Below are 14,153 nucleotides of genomic sequence, written 5' to 3' on the forward strand. Positions count from 1 at the left end.
CACATATGAGCAACAAACGACTCTCTGCGTGAATTGCAGTTAGCGATTCCAAGTACTAAAATGCTTGCATGAGCAAAAATGCATCTACACGAGATAGCAGATTCGCTCAGCTCATCGGTCTAGAGTTGAAGGCGGAATTTGCGAGAAAAGAAATATCGCAGGGCGACGTTGCCGACAAACTCGGACATTCACGCTCCGGATACTCACGCTGGCTGAACGCCAAACCGTCAATGCCGCTTGAGGCGTTCCTCAACACATGCGAACTCATCGGAGCCGATCCGCGCGCAATCATGGACGCTGCCTACGAACGCCTCACAAAGGAAATGGGACAGCCAAAAGATCTGTCCACTGCTGCCACTGATGATGCATCCGCTGCGCTCGCGGACGCGGATAACGGCATCGACATCTATGATCTGGCCGAGCGCATCAAGGCCGAGGATTCGGTGCGCGAGGAGCAGGAATAGTTTTCAGCGCCGCACCGTTGCGGCGTTGATCTCCGCGCCATAAGGCCGCGGGGTGGATTAAGGCGCAGGTTGTTTGGGGCGTCGTTCAGAGAAGGAGATAATCATGAGCAACGGAGCAGCGAAAGGCAAGCCGATCTGGAAGACGTGGTGGTTCTGGGCCGCCATCATTATTCTTCTGTGCATATTCGCCTCGTGCGGCGGCAATGGAGGCAAGGATTCAAAGTCCACGGCATCGCAACCGGTCACCACATCCGCGTCGGCAACGGCAACGACGCCGACACCGAAGACGACGACGAAATCACCTCAGGTGGCTGAATCCCCGAAGGAAAGCACCAAACCGACCGCAGCGGACATCGCGAAGACCATGCAGGGCAAAGAGGGCACGGCGGCCGTCGCCGAGCTGAAAAAGGATGGATTCCTCGGCACCCTCACAGCCGAAAACGGAACCGACATGGACGAGTCGAGACTCAGTACGGATAAGGAGATGGGCATTGAATGGGTCGTCACTTCCGCCGGAGTCAAGGACGGCAAGGTAAACCTCACCATGCAAACCCGCAAAAACATCGAAGCCAAGGAGCAGCAAGAGCGGGAGGAAGAGACCCTTTCCAAGAAGCTGTCTACAACGGCAGCACTGGCCGCATGCCGCACTTACGGCAAGAACATGTACCCCTACGGCTTCAAGACACACGACATCATGGGTGTCATCCAAGACTTCACGCCGAAGAACGCGGACACATGGTTCTATAAAGCGACCGTAGATGTGACCAACGAGTACGGCGCCACTGCAAAGGGGCTGACGTATGAGTGCAGCGTCACAGGCACCACCGCAAGTCCACAAGTGATCGAATTCAACGTCTACTGACGACTACATGAGCGGCTTAGCGATATCATCCGCGGATGGCGCGGATGATATCGATGCCTGGGCGGATCGGATCAAGGCTGAGGATTCGGTGTGCGAGGAGGAATAGTTTTCAGCTCCGAGTTGTCGCGGCGCTGATCCTCGCGCCATACGGTCGCGGGGTGGGTTAAGGCGCAGGTTGTTTGGGGCGTCGTGGGAAGAAAGGGGCCGCACAATGGGGTTGCTGTCTTGGTTGTTTGGAAAGAACGAGCCCGAGGAGCCGGCGCTCACTGCGGAGCAGGAGTCGCGTTTGGGAGAGCGGCTTTCCACGCTTGCTCCCGAGCTGCCGGATACAAGCGGTCTGTCGCGGCGTGACATATTCTCCTCGCATGATCAGTCCAAACAGTGGGTCAAAGACGTGCGGGAGGCAAATCGACGCTTGCAAGCCGCAAGCGTCAGGACCGCTCAGGTCTACACGTACACATGGAAGGGGCTACCGAAGCTGAGGCGGGGTGAGCGCATCTCCATGCGCCGAAGCGACGCGACGACATTGCACAGTACATATACCGGTAGCACTTGGAGCAAGCGCAGTGACGGTGGTACGGCGTTCTCCTATAGGGGGCGCACGTGCTGCGTGGTGTTCTCGCAGATTGTAGATGGCCTGGACTCGGTAACGATGGTGTGCCAGGGCCAGTTCTCAGCGGATCTGCCGGAGCTACGCGTGGAGGTCCGGAAAGTCTGCGACGTTCAGAGCGAATCGCGATATGTGCCGCGCAATCGCAGGCCATCGGGACTGCGCGAACTGAAGGCGTCGCGCACTGTCGCGCTGTCCGGCGAGGAGATCGCGCAGGAGGTTCTTGAACGGTACGAGGACGACGCCCTTGTCTGGATGACCGTGAGACGTGGCCTCATACCCAAGGGGAAGAGCAAGGGCGAACCGACGTTGTGGTTCGCCCTGGACGGTGTGGACGTCGGATATCTCACTCCGCTGCAGGGACGCCGCCAGTACGGTCAGGTGCCATCAGAAGGCGCGATGTGCCTGGCACGCATCAAGCGTGGCACCAAGAAGTACGAAGTGACGGTACATTTACCCGATTACGAGAAGCAACATTGACGAACCATCGGAGACTCTCTATGACGCCGCCTCCAAGGTGGATCCGGAGGCGGCGTCATCTGCGTGGTCATCTCGAGCACTTCGGCTATATTTGTTTAGATTCTTATTTTCCGCTTTTGCGTTCGGACTACGGTTCAGGTTAGCTGAGATTGCTGGTATTCAAGTGTTCCATACTCATACACGTGTAGACAACTTCCAGATTCTATGGGATATGATATACTAGATTCTAAACATTTTGGAGTTGTCTGAAAGGATTAGGCTATGACTTTCCGCCGATTGAACATCACACCAGCATCGATGCCTGTCATATCCCTGATGGCTCAGATCAAGAACGTTCGCGCGAACGGGCTCGACATCTCACCTGATTACCAGCGCGGATACGTGTGGTCCAACGACTACAAGGATCAGCTGATACTGAGCGTCATCCTCAATTACCCTATCGGCAATATCGTCATCAACGATCTCGCTGTCCCTAATATGAATAACGCCTCACGCGAGCTTGTGGACGGGAAGCAGCGTTTGACGACGTTGTTCCGGTTCATGGAATGCGGAAACGTGTCCCAGTGGATTGACAGTTCTGACGAGTGGTTCCGGCTCAGCAAAAAGAACTCGACCGCGGCAAAGGAGATAATCAAGCTCATCGTCGGCGATTCCGACCCCGATGGGCTTGCGCGCATGGACAGAGCGAAGCGTCTTGCGTTCAGCGATCTTCCCGCAAGCATCCAGATGAATTTCAATACGTACAATATTCCCGTATATACGATGCAGTCGGCCGACCCGGCGCAGATTCGAGATTACTTCAAAGTGCTACAGAATCAGGAGAAGCTGCGTGCCGGAGAAATCATCAACGCGCTCCCTGACAATCCTATGAGCCCATTTTTCGACAGGCTTCCCACCGAACGTTTCATGAACCGAGTCGGCTGCGAGAATTACAAGCGTGCAGAGCTGGAGAAAGTGTATTATTCAGTGCTCGGCACCTGGTTCGATAAGCTGCAGGTCAACTCCGGAGACAAGGCCGTGATTTCGTTTGTCGAGTCAATGAAACAGTTGAACGTGGATCAGACCGAAGCCGTGGAAAACCTCAACTCCGGTATCATAGCTATCTCGTCGTTGCCCAACCCGATAGGGAAAATCCGCTCATCCAAGCGCCTCCTCAAGCTCCTATTCGGATTGTCCCTCGCCTATCCGGGGTTCTTCTCCACCAATGACGCGCTTTCCAAGGTACAGGACATCAGCGGGCTATGCGCGAAACTCGCGGCATTCAACACGAGCGATTCGGATCAGGTTGCGTTCGCCAAGTACTTCGGTGATGAATACACCTCAGACAAGGACGATTTCGAACGCCGAAAAGCCCCCGTCTACCGCGCCTTGTTCTGGAGTACATCACGTGTGTCGTCTCGGGCAACGTACCTCAAGGCCATGAAGATCCTCCACCTGCTGTTCACCGACGGTTTCGACGCGGCCTATGAGTTCTACATGAAGAACAACACAGCAGAATGAGACCTGAAGATCAAGGGGTTCCGAATAATCGGTAGTATCCAGAACCCTCTCCCCCAGACTATCTCCGCACATGGTCATGTCGAAAGGCATCATGAGGTACGAATCGATTGTGGGCGCGGTGTTCGCGCTCGGCACGGCCGCGAGCGCATGGTTCGCGTGGCCATGGCTCATCACGTTCGGGTGCGCGGTCGTCGCCGCGGTGTTCTCGCGGATGGGAGGCGCGAGGCGTGGCTGAGCGGTATCTGGGAGTGAAGCAGGTCGCCGAGCGGCTCGGCATCACTCCCGGCGGCCTGCTCAATCTGAAGCTGCCCAAGCCGGATGCGTACATTGGTCGTACGCGTGGCTGGAAGGCGGAGACGGTCGACGCGTGGAACGCGGCGAGACCGGGGCGCGGCGTGGGCGGCGGCAGGCCGCGCAAGCACGCCGACAGCTGACCCGTGTCCGTCACATGTCCTGCATGAGGCGCTGGAGTAGGAGCTTCTCCTTGGCTTTGAGGGTTTCGAGTTCGGCGATCTTGCGGTCGATGTCGCGGATACGGGCCATGACGGTCTCGGGGGTGTCCTCGGCCATGAGCTTCTCCCCCATCCTCTCGGCGAGCGCGTCGCGGCGGGCGTCGACGGCGTGCTGGTAGCGGATGGCGGCGCTGACGTCGCTGTGTCCGGCGGATTCCATGAGCTCCTTGAGGGTGGCGCCTTCGGCGGCGAGCCATGTGAGGGCCGAATGCCTCAGGTCGTGGAATCGCAGGTCGGGGCGTCCGGCCTTGCGGCGGGCGTGGTCGAAGTGGGTGCGGATGGTGTTGGGGTGCACCGGTTGGGTGTGGTCGCGCACGCCGTGGAAGAGCCATGCGTCGTCACCGTCCTCGACGTGGTCGTCGAGGAAGTCGTGCAGCGTCTGGATGAGCTGCGGCGGAATCTTGACGTCGCGGATGGAGTTGGCGGTCTTGGGCGGGCCGACCTTGCTGTCGGGGTCCTCGGTGAGGCGTCCGCGCCTGATGTGCAGGATGCGGTGGGCGAAGTCGATGTCGCCGCGCTGCAATGCGCACACCTCGCCGATGCGCAGGCCGTCGCAGAAGACGGCGAGGTAGACGGCCATGCGGTATTCGGGCGGCATGGCCTTGTAGATGGCGTGCACCTCCTGCGGGGTAGCCGGCACAGTCGCACCTTCGCGCTTGGGTGTGGCCACTCCTCTGGTGAGCGGGTATGCGGCGATCAGCGGCGGTTCGCCGTCGTCGCCGGGCTTGGACGCCGTGCGCAGGACGGCGCGGACGACCTTGTAGGCGTGGGCGCGTACGTAGGGCTGGTCTGCGGGCAGTGTCGCCAGCCATCGGTCGACCATCGATTGGGTGATGTCGGCGAGACGGACGTGGGCGAAGTACGGCAGGACGTGGTTCGCGGCGTCGCGGTCGAGGCGTGAGCGGCTGGATGCGCGCAGCGGCGTGCCGTCGGCGCGGGTGCGGGCGGCGAGCCATTGCGGGAAGTATTCGCCGAAGGTGATGGTCGACGCGACCTTCTGCCGCCGTACGTCGCGGTCGGGCTGCCATGCGCCGGCCTCGATCCTTTTGCGGGCGGCCTCGAGCCATGCGCGTGCATCGATCTCGGCTGACAGCGGGAAGTTGCGCGACTGCCGTTCTGGCAGCGTGGGGTCGAGTTCGCGCGCCTCGATCGGTGTGGGGTACGAGGCCGAGATGTACTTCGGATGCTCCTTGTTGGGACGGTACTTGATGGTGCCGAATCGTCTGCCCATGACGTGTCGCTCCTGTCCGCGCCGATGGGACAAACCGTGTCCCATCCGTTTTCGTGTCCCATCAATTGTCCCATCTCAAGCCCCTCGAAACGCGCAAAAAGCGGTAAAAACCCGATTTGCCGTTTTTGGCGGAAACGGCCGCCACCCCTTGGAACCATTGCAATGAGGCCATCCCGTGGGGATGGCCTCGAATAATGAAGTCGGGCTGACAGGATTTGAACCTGCGACATTCTGCTCCCAAAGCAGACGCGCTACCAAACTGCGCCACAGCCCGTCATGCCAAGGCACCCGCCTTCAGGCACAAGAAGAAATAATACCATGACTTGCGGCCACCTCGTTACAATGTGGAGTGTCGTACCGGAAAGGGAAACCATGAAACGTCATCAGAGGGCCGAATCAGCCGGCTTAATCTCGTTCTTTTGCTGCGCGGTGGCCGGCGGCCTCGCGATCATGGCCTATCTGCGATGGGCGCCCGCCATCTGGCAGCTGTCCCAACGTCGATTCATGGCCGCCGCCGCACTCGTCGCCGCCTGCGGCGTCATCTCGTTCGTCACCGGATACACGCATCGCATCAGGACGCTCAACGAACACGTCATGTGGGCGGTCCATCTGCGCCGCGCCTTCGAGATCGTCGCACTGTCCTTCGTCTACGCGGTCACGCTGTTCTTGACGAGCTACACGTTGTTCTGGGTGCTCAACTCGATGATGGGCAAGGCGATCTTCGAAATGTACCTGCCGGCGCTCACCGCGACCTTCGCCGGCGTCTGCGGCTATCTCACCTTCGTGCAGGCCGAGCTGATGAACGCGAAGACGCTCGCCTCGCTGCTGCCGTTCTTCGTCGTCGCCGGCGTCGGCACCGCCTGCTCGACGACGAACGACCCCCACTGGTTCCGCAACAACTTCTCCGAACTCGGCGACCGCACGACCTTCGCCGCAAGCATGTTCAACATCACGCTCGTCTTCGGCGGCCTGTCGATCATCATCATCACCTACTTCGCGATCTCCGAACTCATCGCCACCTACCAGGTCGTCCGCCCCAACGGCTCCATCGGCATCCGCAACCCGCAGGTCTCCTACCACATCCCCCGCTTCAAGGTACGCATCACATTGCTGTCGATCCTGCTGACGCTCTCCGGCATCGCGTTCATCGGCATCGGCACCTTCCGCTACACGCCGCACCCGATCCTGCACAATGTGTTCGCCCGCGGCATGCCCTGCGTCATGTTCGCCCTGCTCATCGCGCTCCCATGGCTCGCCCCGCAGCTCAGCCGCGCGTTCTTCGTCATCTCCGACATCGCAATCCTCGTCTGCGTCATCGCCGGCGTCTCATGGCTGCAGGGCGAGAACACGCTCACGAACGTCGAGGCGCTTGCGGCGATGCTGTTCCTCGGATGGTTCATCGGCTTTTCGCGGCAGATTGCGGCGATCGAGGCGGACCGCATCCAGCAGCAGCTCATCGCGCACGACGTCGTCAACACCGACAAGCTCGACAACCTGATCAGCGACGAGGAGAGCTCCGGATTCAACACCGTCCTGACCGACACCAATTCGCCGGTGCTCGCCGCGCAGGTCGACACGAACGAGCAGCGTCAGCAGGTCGCGTCGCAGCTCGCCCGCAACTGACGGCGACGGCATATGGAGGGCCCCGATGTCCGATACGGACATCGGGGCCCTCCATATCCCTCATGCGCGGTCGCGTCGCCGGCGCGCATGAGGACGACGCGCTAGCCGAAGATGGCGTCGCCGTCATCCTTGTCGTCGCTCATGAGCAGCAGGAAGCTGCGCGACTGCGCGGTGATCGCGAAGCCGGCCTCGTAGTTGAGTTCCGGCCCGTCCGGATTGTGCGTGTCGACGACGAGCTTCCATTTGCGCCCGTACTGTTCGTCCGGCAGCGTGAACATGATCGGCTCGTAGTGGGCGTTGAAGATGAGGATGAAGTCGTTGTCGACGATCTTGTTGCCGTACCAGTCGGTCTCCGGGATGTCGCCGCCGTTGAGGAACACCATGATGGACAGCGCGTGCGCGTTATGCCACGCCTCGAGGTCCATGATCGTGCCGTTGTGGTCAAACCATTCGACCTGCGGCAGTGCGCCGGCCGGCATGTCCGCCTCGCGGCCGGTGAAGAAGCGGCGCCGGTGCAGCACCGGATGCTCGAGGCGCAGATGGATGAGCTTCGAGACGAAGCCGAGCATGTCGCGCTGGTAGTCCTTGAGGTTCCAATGCGTCCACGAGATCTCGTTGTCTTGGCAGTAGCCGTTGTTGTTGCCCAGCTGCGTGCGGCAGACCTCGTCGCCGCCGCAGATCATCGGGATGCCTTGGCTGAACAGCAGCGTCGAGAACATGTTGCGCATCTGGCGGTGGCGCAGCTCGTTGATGTCGCGGATTGTCGTGGGCCCCTCGACGCCGCAGTTCCACGAGCGGTTGTTGTTCTCGCCGTCGCGGTTGCCCTCGCCGTTCGCCTCGTTGTGCTTGTTGTTGTAGCTGACGAGGTCGTTCATCGTGAAGCCGTCGTGCGCCGTCACGAAGTTGATCGACGCCACCGGCTTGCGGCCGTTGTGCTGGTAGAGGTCGGAGCTGCCCATGATGCGGCTGGCGAACTCGGGCAGCGTCGCCGGCTGCGACCTCCAGAAATCACGCACGCAGTCGCGGTAGCGGCCGTTCCATTCCGACCAGTTCGGCGGGAAGCCGCCGACCTGGTAGCCGCCGGAGCCCAGATCCCACGGCTCGGCGATGAGCTTGACCTGGGAGATGACCGGATCCTGCTCGACGATGTCGAAAAACGCCGACAGCTTGTCGACCTCCTGGAACTGCCTGGCGAGCGTCGCCGCCAGATCGAAGCGGAATCCGTCGACGTGCATCTCCTGCACCCAGTAGCGCAGCGAGTCGGTGATGAGCTGCAGCGTGTGCGGGGAGCGCATCAGCAGCGAGTTGCCTGTGCCGGTCGTGTCGAAGTAGTGCAGGTTGTCGTTGTCGACGAGACGGTAGTAGGACAGGTTGTCGATGCCTTTGAAGCTCAGCGTCGGGCCCTTGTCGTTGCCTTCGGCGGTGTGGTTGTAGACGACGTCGAGGATGACCTCGATGCCGGCAGCGTGGAACGCCTTGACCATCGAGCGGAACTCGTTGACCTGCTCGCCGCGCTGCCCTTGGCTCGAGTAGGCGTTGTGCGGCGCGAAGAAGCCGATCGTGTTGTACCCCCAGTAGTTACCCAGCCCCTTCTCCTGCAGGAACGGGTCGTTGATGAACTGGTGGATCGGCATCAGCTCGATCGCCGTGACGCCGAGCTTCTTGAGGTAGTCGATGACGACGGGGTGCGCCAGTCCGGCGTAGGTGCCGCGGATCTCCGGCGGCACGTTCTTGTTGAGGTTCGTCATGCCGCGCACATGCGCCTCGTAGATGACCGAGTCCGAATACGAGATGTTCGGGCGCTGGTCGTTGTCCCAGTCGAAGAACGGGTTGATGACGACCGACTTCATCGTGTGCCCCGCCGAGTCGAGGTCGTTCATGTCGTCCGGGTTGTCGGCGTCGTTGAACCAGTAGGAGTAGAGGCTCTCATCGCCGTCGATGTTGCCTTCGGTCGCCTTCGCGTAGGGGTCGAGCAGCAGCTTGTTCGGATTGCACCACTCGCCGTTGTGTGGATTGTACGGCCCGTAGACGCGGTAGCCGTAGCGTTGGCCGGGCTGGATGCCGGGGATGTAGATATGCCATACGAACGAGTTCTGCTCGGTCAGCTCGACGCGGGTCTCGTTGTCCTGCTCGTCGAACAGACACAGTTCCACCTTCTCGGCCATCCTTGAGAACAGTGCGAAATTGACTCCCGCTCCATCGTAGCTTGCTCCGAGCGGGTACATGGATCCAGGTCTTGTCTGCATGCTTTCAGTATGGCACATCCACGCCATGCCTTCGTGAGTTTCGTCCATCGGATAGTGTCGAGGCCGCGCATAGGCGGCCTCGCGTCCGCGTCATGCACCCAGGCGGCGAATCCGCTCGTGCTGTATCGCGATGATCGAGTTCGATGCCGTGATCGGCAGCGTCAGCAGCGTCGGCCAGTCGACCCATGCCGATTCGACGTGCTCGTCGGCGTCGAATCGGCACTCCCCCTGACTCCATCCATGCAGATGGAGCACGGCGATGTGCGCAAGCTCGTCCGTCATGCCCTCCGACGAGTAATAGGATCCGGCGGGATCGACGTCGACATCATCGGGGATGACGCCGGTCTCCTCGCGCAGTTCGCGCAGCATCGCCTGCCGCGGGTCCTCGCCGGCGTCGATGAGTCCCGCCGGCAGCCCGATCGTCGTGATGTTCGATCCGGCACGGTATTCGCGTTCGACGAGATAGCGGTCGGTGCGCATGTCGTGCACGAGCATGACGACACACGGCGCGTGCACGACGACCTGCCTGTGGATGAGCGTCTCGCCGCCGCCGTTGCGCGTCAGCGCCACCGTGCGGTCCTCGACGCTGAAGATCGCGCCGCGGTACTTCGTCTCGCTGGCCACGATGCGCGCCGGCACATCCATGTCGATGCCGTCGGAGGTGGCGTCGAACAGCGGCGCGAGCCGCGCGCCGAGCACCTTCCCCTCCCGTCCGTCCGTCCGTCCGTGTTCAGCGGCCATCGACGTCCCCCCTCGAGAAGTTCGCGCCCAGCGACAGGTTCCACGGGTCGGTGTTCGTGCGGTTCCAGCGCACCTGCGGGCGCGATCCGGTCGCGAGCTCGACGGCGTTCGGCACGTCCTCGAGCGCGTAGGAGAACCACAGCGATTCGATGGCGCTGTGCGGCGTGTTGATGAGCGCGGGACGCATATGGCCGTCGCCGTGCCCGAGCGGAACGCCGTCCTCGCGCATCGCCGCCTCGTACAGGCTCTGCTGCAATTCGTCGGTCGCCGGATGGTGGCGCAGGTCGCTCGTGACGTAGACGTCGACGCCGAGCGCGTTCACCTCGTTGAACATCGAGTCGCCCGAGCCGGGCAGCACGCCGACGGTGCGCACCGGCGCGTCGAGGTCGCCGGCGACCTGGATGCCGTAGCGCGTGGCCGGCAGCGCCTGCGCGACATGGTCGGCGAAGGCGCGCAGCGTCATCGGCTCCGGCAGCCGGCCGACTCGGCCGAGGCCGACGGCGTGCGGCGTGCTCGCGTCGTCGATCGGCACCATCGGCACCTGGTCGACGAGGCCGAAGGCGTCGGCCGCCGCCATGCCGACGCCGCGCCAGGCGGCGTCGGCATTCGTGTGGCCGACCCACAGCGCGCAGTGCCCGCGGTAGAGCGTCGAGACGATCTCGCCGCGGAACGTACGGCCGGAGACCTCGTGCACGGCGCGGAAGAACAGCGGATGGTGGCAGACGAGCAGCTGCGCGCCGTTTTCGACGGCGTCGCGGACGACGTCCATCGTCGGATCGGCCGCGAACACGATTGAGTCGGCCGGATCGGTGAGGTCACCGACGATGAGTCCGGGATGGTCCCATGATTCCGCATAACGCAGTGGATACAGCGTCTCGAGCACGTCGACGGTTCGCTTGAGGCTTGTCATGAAGCTTCCTTTTCGTAAGTTACTGATTACTTTGCAGTGTGAAAGGCCCCACCGAAACGGGAGGCCTTGGGTCAGTGGGCGGCGCGCTGCCAGTCGGTGCCGACGCCGGTGGAGACGTCGAGCGGTACCGCGAGGTCGACGGCATGCTCCATCGCGTCCTTGACGAGCGCGATCACCTCGTCGACCTCGCCGGCGGCGAGCTCGACGACGAGTTCGTCGTGGATCTGCAGCACGATGCGGCTTGCGAGCTTCGCGTCGCGCAGCGCACGGTCGGCGCGGATCATCGCGATCTTCATGATGTCGGCGGCCGACCCCTGGATCGGCGCGTTGAGCGCGCCGCGTTCGGCGGCGTCGCGGCGCTGCCGGTTCGGCGAGTTGAGGTCCGGGAAGTAGCGGCGGCGCCCGAAGATCGTCTCGGTGTAGCCGGTGCGCCGCGCGTCGGCCACAAGCGATTCGAGATAGTCGTGCACCTTGCCGAAGGTCTCGAAGTACTGGTCGCGCAGCTTCGTCGCCTCACCGTTCGAGATGCCGAGCTGCTTCGACAGACCGTAGGTGCTCAGTCCGTAGGCCAGGCCGTAGCTCATCGCCTTGACGCGGCTGCGTTCGTCCGGCGTGACCTCGTCGACCGGGATGCCGAAGACGAGGCTGGCGACGTAGCGGTGGAAGTCGGCGCCCGAGCGGAAGGCCTCGATGAGCGCCTCGTCGCCGGACAGGTCGGCCATGATGCGCAGCTCGACCTGCGAGTAGTCGGCGCTGAGCAGGTCGACGAAGCCCTCCCCCGGCACGAAGCCGGAACGGATCTCGCGGCCGTCGGCGTTGCGGTTCGGGATGTTCTGCAGATTCGGGTCTACCGAGCTCAACCGTCCGGTCGCCGTGACCGTCTGCGTGAAGGTCGTGTGGATGCGTCCGTCCTTCGGGTTGATCGCGTCGATGAGCGTCTCGACGATCTGCTTGAGTTTGTTCGTCTCGCGGTGCCGCAGCAGCGCGCCGAGGAACTCGTTCGCCTTCGACCCCTCCTCGCTTGTCGCGTACAGCGTCTGCAACGCGGCGGCGTTCGTCGTGTACGCGCCCTTCTTCGTCTTCTTCGTCGGCTTCAGCCCCATCTCCTCGAACAGGACGACGCCGAGCTGCTTGGGGCTCTGCAGGTTGATGCTGCGGCCGGCGGCGCTTTCGGCGATGGCCTCCATCTGCGCCGATTCGTCGGCGAACTGCGTGTGCAGCTCGTCGAGGCGGGCGCGGTCGACGCTTGCGCCGGTGCGCTCCATATGGAACAGGACGCGTGAGGTCGGCAGTTCGATGTCGCGCAGCAGCGGGTATTGCTCGCGGCGTTCAAGTTCGGGTGCGAGTCTGCGTGCGAGCGCGGCGACGACGGCTGCATGGTCGATGCAGCGTTGTGCGGGGTCGTCGTCCTGGTCGTCGTTGTCTTCGAATCCGAGGGTGCCTTGTTTGGGTGTGTCGTCGTGGTCGTCGAGGTGGATGTCGAGGAAGTGGGCGGCGCATTCCTCGAGGCTGCCTCCTTGGAAGTCGGGGTCGATGAGGTAGCCGGCGAGGTTGGTGTCGAACAGGACGGTGGGGCAGGTCAGGTCGGCTGCGGCGAGCATGTGGAGGTGTTCCTTGTATCCGTGGACGCTGAGGCTGTCTGCGTGGGTGTCGAGCAGGGTGCGCAGTGTGTCGTGGTAGCGCGGGTCGGCCGGGTCGAAGGCGACGGCGTGTGCGCCGGCGATGATGGCGGCCATGTGCGCGCTGGCGTGGCCGGGTTTGGCGTCGCCGTCGATGTAGAGCGTCCATGAGCGGCGTACGGCGTCGGCGCATTGGGTGCTTTGGTGGTCGTATTCGGCGGTGATGTCGAGGGTGGGGTCGGGTCGCTCTTCAGTGGGATCGGCTGGAGGGCAGTATTGTTCGATCCACATCGTCAGGGATGCGGTGTCGGTGAGGGCGTCGACGAGTGGTTCGATGATGGTGGGGATTGCGGGGGCCGGTGTCGGGGTGTCGTCGGGTGCGGTGTTGAAGGTGGTGAGCAGTTTGGTGCGGGTGCGTTCGCCGAACTGCAGTTCGTTGAAGAGTCGTTCGGTGAGGCCGGCATCGACGCGGCCGTAGTCGAGGTCGTCGATCGTCACGCCGAGGTCGAGGTCGCGTACGAGTGCGTTGACGCGTCGGTTGAGGCGGACCTGATCGATGTTGTCGCGTAGCGCCTCGCCTTTTTTGCCGCCGATTTCGTCGGCGTGTTCGATGATGGCGTCGAGGCTGCCGTATTGGTTGATCCACTTGGCGGCGAAGCCGTCGCCGACGCCGGGTACGCCGGGGATGTTGTCCGAGGTTTCGCCACGCAGTGCGGCGAGGTCGGGGTATTGCCCCGGTGTCACGTGGTATTTGGCTTCGACGGCGGCGGGATCCATGTGTTTGAGGTCTTTGAAGTGGTAGCCCGGGTAGAGGACGGTCACGTCGTCGTCGATGAGTTGGAAGGAGTCGCGGTCGCCGGACAGAACGAGGACGCGGCAGCCGTCGTGTTCGCCCATCGTCGCGAGTGTGGCGATGACGTCGTCGCCTTCGTATCCGGGTTTTTCGATCCAACGTACGCCGAGTGCGGTCAGTGCCTGCTGGATGAGCGGCAGCTGGGTGAGCAGTTCTTCGGGGGCCGCTTCGCGGGTGCCTTTGTATTGGGTGAGCAGTTCGTTGCGGAAGGTGCCGCCCTTGACGTCGAAGGCGATGCCGATGTGGTCGGGCTTCTCGGTTTCGATGACCTGGGAGAGCATCGTCAGGAAACCGTATACGGCGTTCGTGGCCTGCCCGTCCTTCGTGCTGAAGTTGTCGACTGGCAGCGCGTAGAACGCGCGGAAGGCGAGCGAGTGGCCGTCGACGACGAGCAGCGTCGGGTGTGTCTGTGGTGTTGCTGAGTGGTCCATGGGTGTCCGATCGTGCTGGGGTTGGATGAATTTTCCGTGAAGAGTGTGTCCGGACGCGGTTATGACGTCCG

At 62.3% G+C, this 14,153-nt stretch carries 12 protein-coding genes and 1 tRNA gene; 7 read left to right on the forward strand and 6 right to left on the reverse strand.

The genetic code is table 11. The annotated features are described in order from the left end of the window. Positions 1-68: 68 nt before the first annotated feature. The 6 genes from BcFMB_RS09620 (at position 69) to BcFMB_RS07955 (ending at position 4,350) form a co-directional block, all read left to right on the forward strand. On the forward strand, positions 69-464 hold the full coding sequence (locus BcFMB_RS09620; protein ID WP_157775221.1) for a helix-turn-helix domain-containing protein: 396 nt from the start codon (positions 69-71) through the stop codon (positions 462-464). A gap of 103 nt (positions 465-567) precedes the next feature. After that, positions 568-1,326, forward strand: coding sequence for a YPYG domain-containing protein (locus BcFMB_RS07935; RefSeq protein WP_099721496.1), 759 nt, complete (start codon positions 568-570; stop codon positions 1,324-1,326). 211 nt (positions 1,327-1,537) lie between these two features. Continuing rightward, positions 1,538-2,416: a hypothetical protein gene (locus tag BcFMB_RS07940; RefSeq protein ID WP_099721497.1), complete on the forward strand. Its 879-nt coding sequence runs from the start codon at positions 1,538-1,540 to the stop codon at positions 2,414-2,416. Positions 2,417-2,731: 315 nt separating this feature from the next. Next, the gene (locus BcFMB_RS07945) at positions 2,732-3,916 is read left to right on the forward strand and encodes a DUF262 domain-containing protein (RefSeq protein ID WP_231371471.1); all 1,185 of its coding nucleotides are present in this window, start codon (positions 2,732-2,734) and stop codon (positions 3,914-3,916) included. Between the two features lie 91 nt (positions 3,917-4,007). Further along, on the forward strand, positions 4,008-4,151 hold the full coding sequence (locus BcFMB_RS09725; RefSeq protein ID WP_099721764.1) for a hypothetical protein: 144 nt from the start codon (positions 4,008-4,010) through the stop codon (positions 4,149-4,151). Next, a complete protein-coding gene (locus BcFMB_RS07955; RefSeq protein WP_099721498.1) occupies positions 4,144-4,350 on the forward strand; it encodes a helix-turn-helix transcriptional regulator in 207 nt (68 codons plus the stop codon). The genes BcFMB_RS09725 and BcFMB_RS07955 overlap by 8 nt, the downstream gene beginning before the upstream one ends. A 10-nt stretch (positions 4,351-4,360) precedes the next feature. Here the strand turns inward: BcFMB_RS07955 and BcFMB_RS07960 are convergent, their stop codons facing one another. Together BcFMB_RS07960 and BcFMB_RS07965 are read right to left on the reverse strand one after the other, a co-directional pair. Then, entirely contained in the window at positions 4,361-5,659 is a 1,299-nt protein-coding gene (locus BcFMB_RS07960; protein ID WP_198405408.1) for a tyrosine-type recombinase/integrase, read from the reverse strand. A 200-nt stretch (positions 5,660-5,859) separates the two neighbouring features. Beyond that, a tRNA-Pro gene (locus BcFMB_RS07965) sits at positions 5,860-5,933 on the reverse strand. A gap of 98 nt (positions 5,934-6,031) precedes the next feature. Here BcFMB_RS07965 and BcFMB_RS07970 point away from each other — a divergent pair. After that, the gene (locus tag BcFMB_RS07970; protein WP_024541281.1) at positions 6,032-7,282 is read left to right on the forward strand and encodes a hypothetical protein; all 1,251 of its coding nucleotides are present in this window, start codon (positions 6,032-6,034) and stop codon (positions 7,280-7,282) included. A gap of 101 nt (positions 7,283-7,383) precedes the next feature. On the opposite strand, the gene glgX is transcribed toward BcFMB_RS07970, so the two are convergent. The 4 genes from glgX to polA all read right to left on the reverse strand — a co-directional run bounded on the left by glgX (position 7,384) and on the right by polA (position 14,082). Beyond that, the gene (gene glgX, locus BcFMB_RS07975) at positions 7,384-9,507 is read right to left on the reverse strand and encodes a glycogen debranching protein GlgX (RefSeq protein WP_024541280.1); all 2,124 of its coding nucleotides are present in this window, start codon (positions 9,505-9,507) and stop codon (positions 7,384-7,386) included. 111 nt (positions 9,508-9,618) lie between these two features. Beyond that, positions 9,619-10,269, reverse strand: coding sequence for an NUDIX hydrolase (locus BcFMB_RS07980; protein ID WP_099721500.1), 651 nt, complete (start codon positions 10,267-10,269; stop codon positions 9,619-9,621). Then, positions 10,259-11,179: a Nif3-like dinuclear metal center hexameric protein gene (locus BcFMB_RS07985; RefSeq protein ID WP_099721501.1), complete on the reverse strand. Its 921-nt coding sequence runs from the start codon at positions 11,177-11,179 to the stop codon at positions 10,259-10,261. The genes BcFMB_RS07980 and BcFMB_RS07985 overlap by 11 nt, the downstream gene beginning before the upstream one ends. A 71-nt stretch (positions 11,180-11,250) precedes the next feature. Then, positions 11,251-14,082 (reverse strand): DNA polymerase I, encoded by a 2,832-nt coding sequence (polA, locus tag BcFMB_RS07990; protein ID WP_099721502.1) that lies wholly within the window; start codon positions 14,080-14,082, stop codon positions 11,251-11,253. Positions 14,083-14,153: the final 71 nt, after the last annotated feature.

The sequence above is a fragment of the Bifidobacterium choerinum genome, from assembly GCF_002761235.1.
Classification (GTDB): Bacteria; Actinomycetota; Actinomycetes; order Actinomycetales; family Bifidobacteriaceae; genus Bifidobacterium; species Bifidobacterium choerinum.

Excerpts from the sequence above, each read along its gene's own strand:
- polA (WP_099721502.1), bottom strand. The coding sequence starts at position 14,082 with ATGGACCACTCAGCAACACCACAGACACACCCGACGCTGCTCGTCGTC.
- BcFMB_RS07935 (WP_099721496.1), top strand. The coding sequence starts at position 568 with ATGAGCAACGGAGCAGCGAAAGGCAAGCCGATCTGGAAGACGTGGTGG.
- BcFMB_RS07985 (WP_099721501.1), bottom strand. The coding sequence starts at position 11,179 with ATGACAAGCCTCAAGCGAACCGTCGACGTGCTCGAGACGCTGTATCCA.
- BcFMB_RS07945 (WP_231371471.1), top strand. The coding sequence starts at position 2,732 with ATGGCTCAGATCAAGAACGTTCGCGCGAACGGGCTCGACATCTCACCT.
- BcFMB_RS07940 (WP_099721497.1), top strand. The coding sequence starts at position 1,538 with ATGGGGTTGCTGTCTTGGTTGTTTGGAAAGAACGAGCCCGAGGAGCCG.
- BcFMB_RS07960 (WP_198405408.1), bottom strand. The coding sequence starts at position 5,659 with ATGGGCAGACGATTCGGCACCATCAAGTACCGTCCCAACAAGGAGCAT.
- BcFMB_RS07970 (WP_024541281.1), top strand. The coding sequence starts at position 6,032 with ATGAAACGTCATCAGAGGGCCGAATCAGCCGGCTTAATCTCGTTCTTT.
- BcFMB_RS09725 (WP_099721764.1), top strand. The coding sequence starts at position 4,008 with ATGAGGTACGAATCGATTGTGGGCGCGGTGTTCGCGCTCGGCACGGCC.
- BcFMB_RS07980 (WP_099721500.1), bottom strand. The coding sequence starts at position 10,269 with ATGGCCGCTGAACACGGACGGACGGACGGACGGGAGGGGAAGGTGCTC.
- glgX (WP_024541280.1), bottom strand. The coding sequence starts at position 9,507 with ATGTACCCGCTCGGAGCAAGCTACGATGGAGCGGGAGTCAATTTCGCA.
- BcFMB_RS09620 (WP_157775221.1), top strand. The coding sequence starts at position 69 with ATGAGCAAAAATGCATCTACACGAGATAGCAGATTCGCTCAGCTCATC.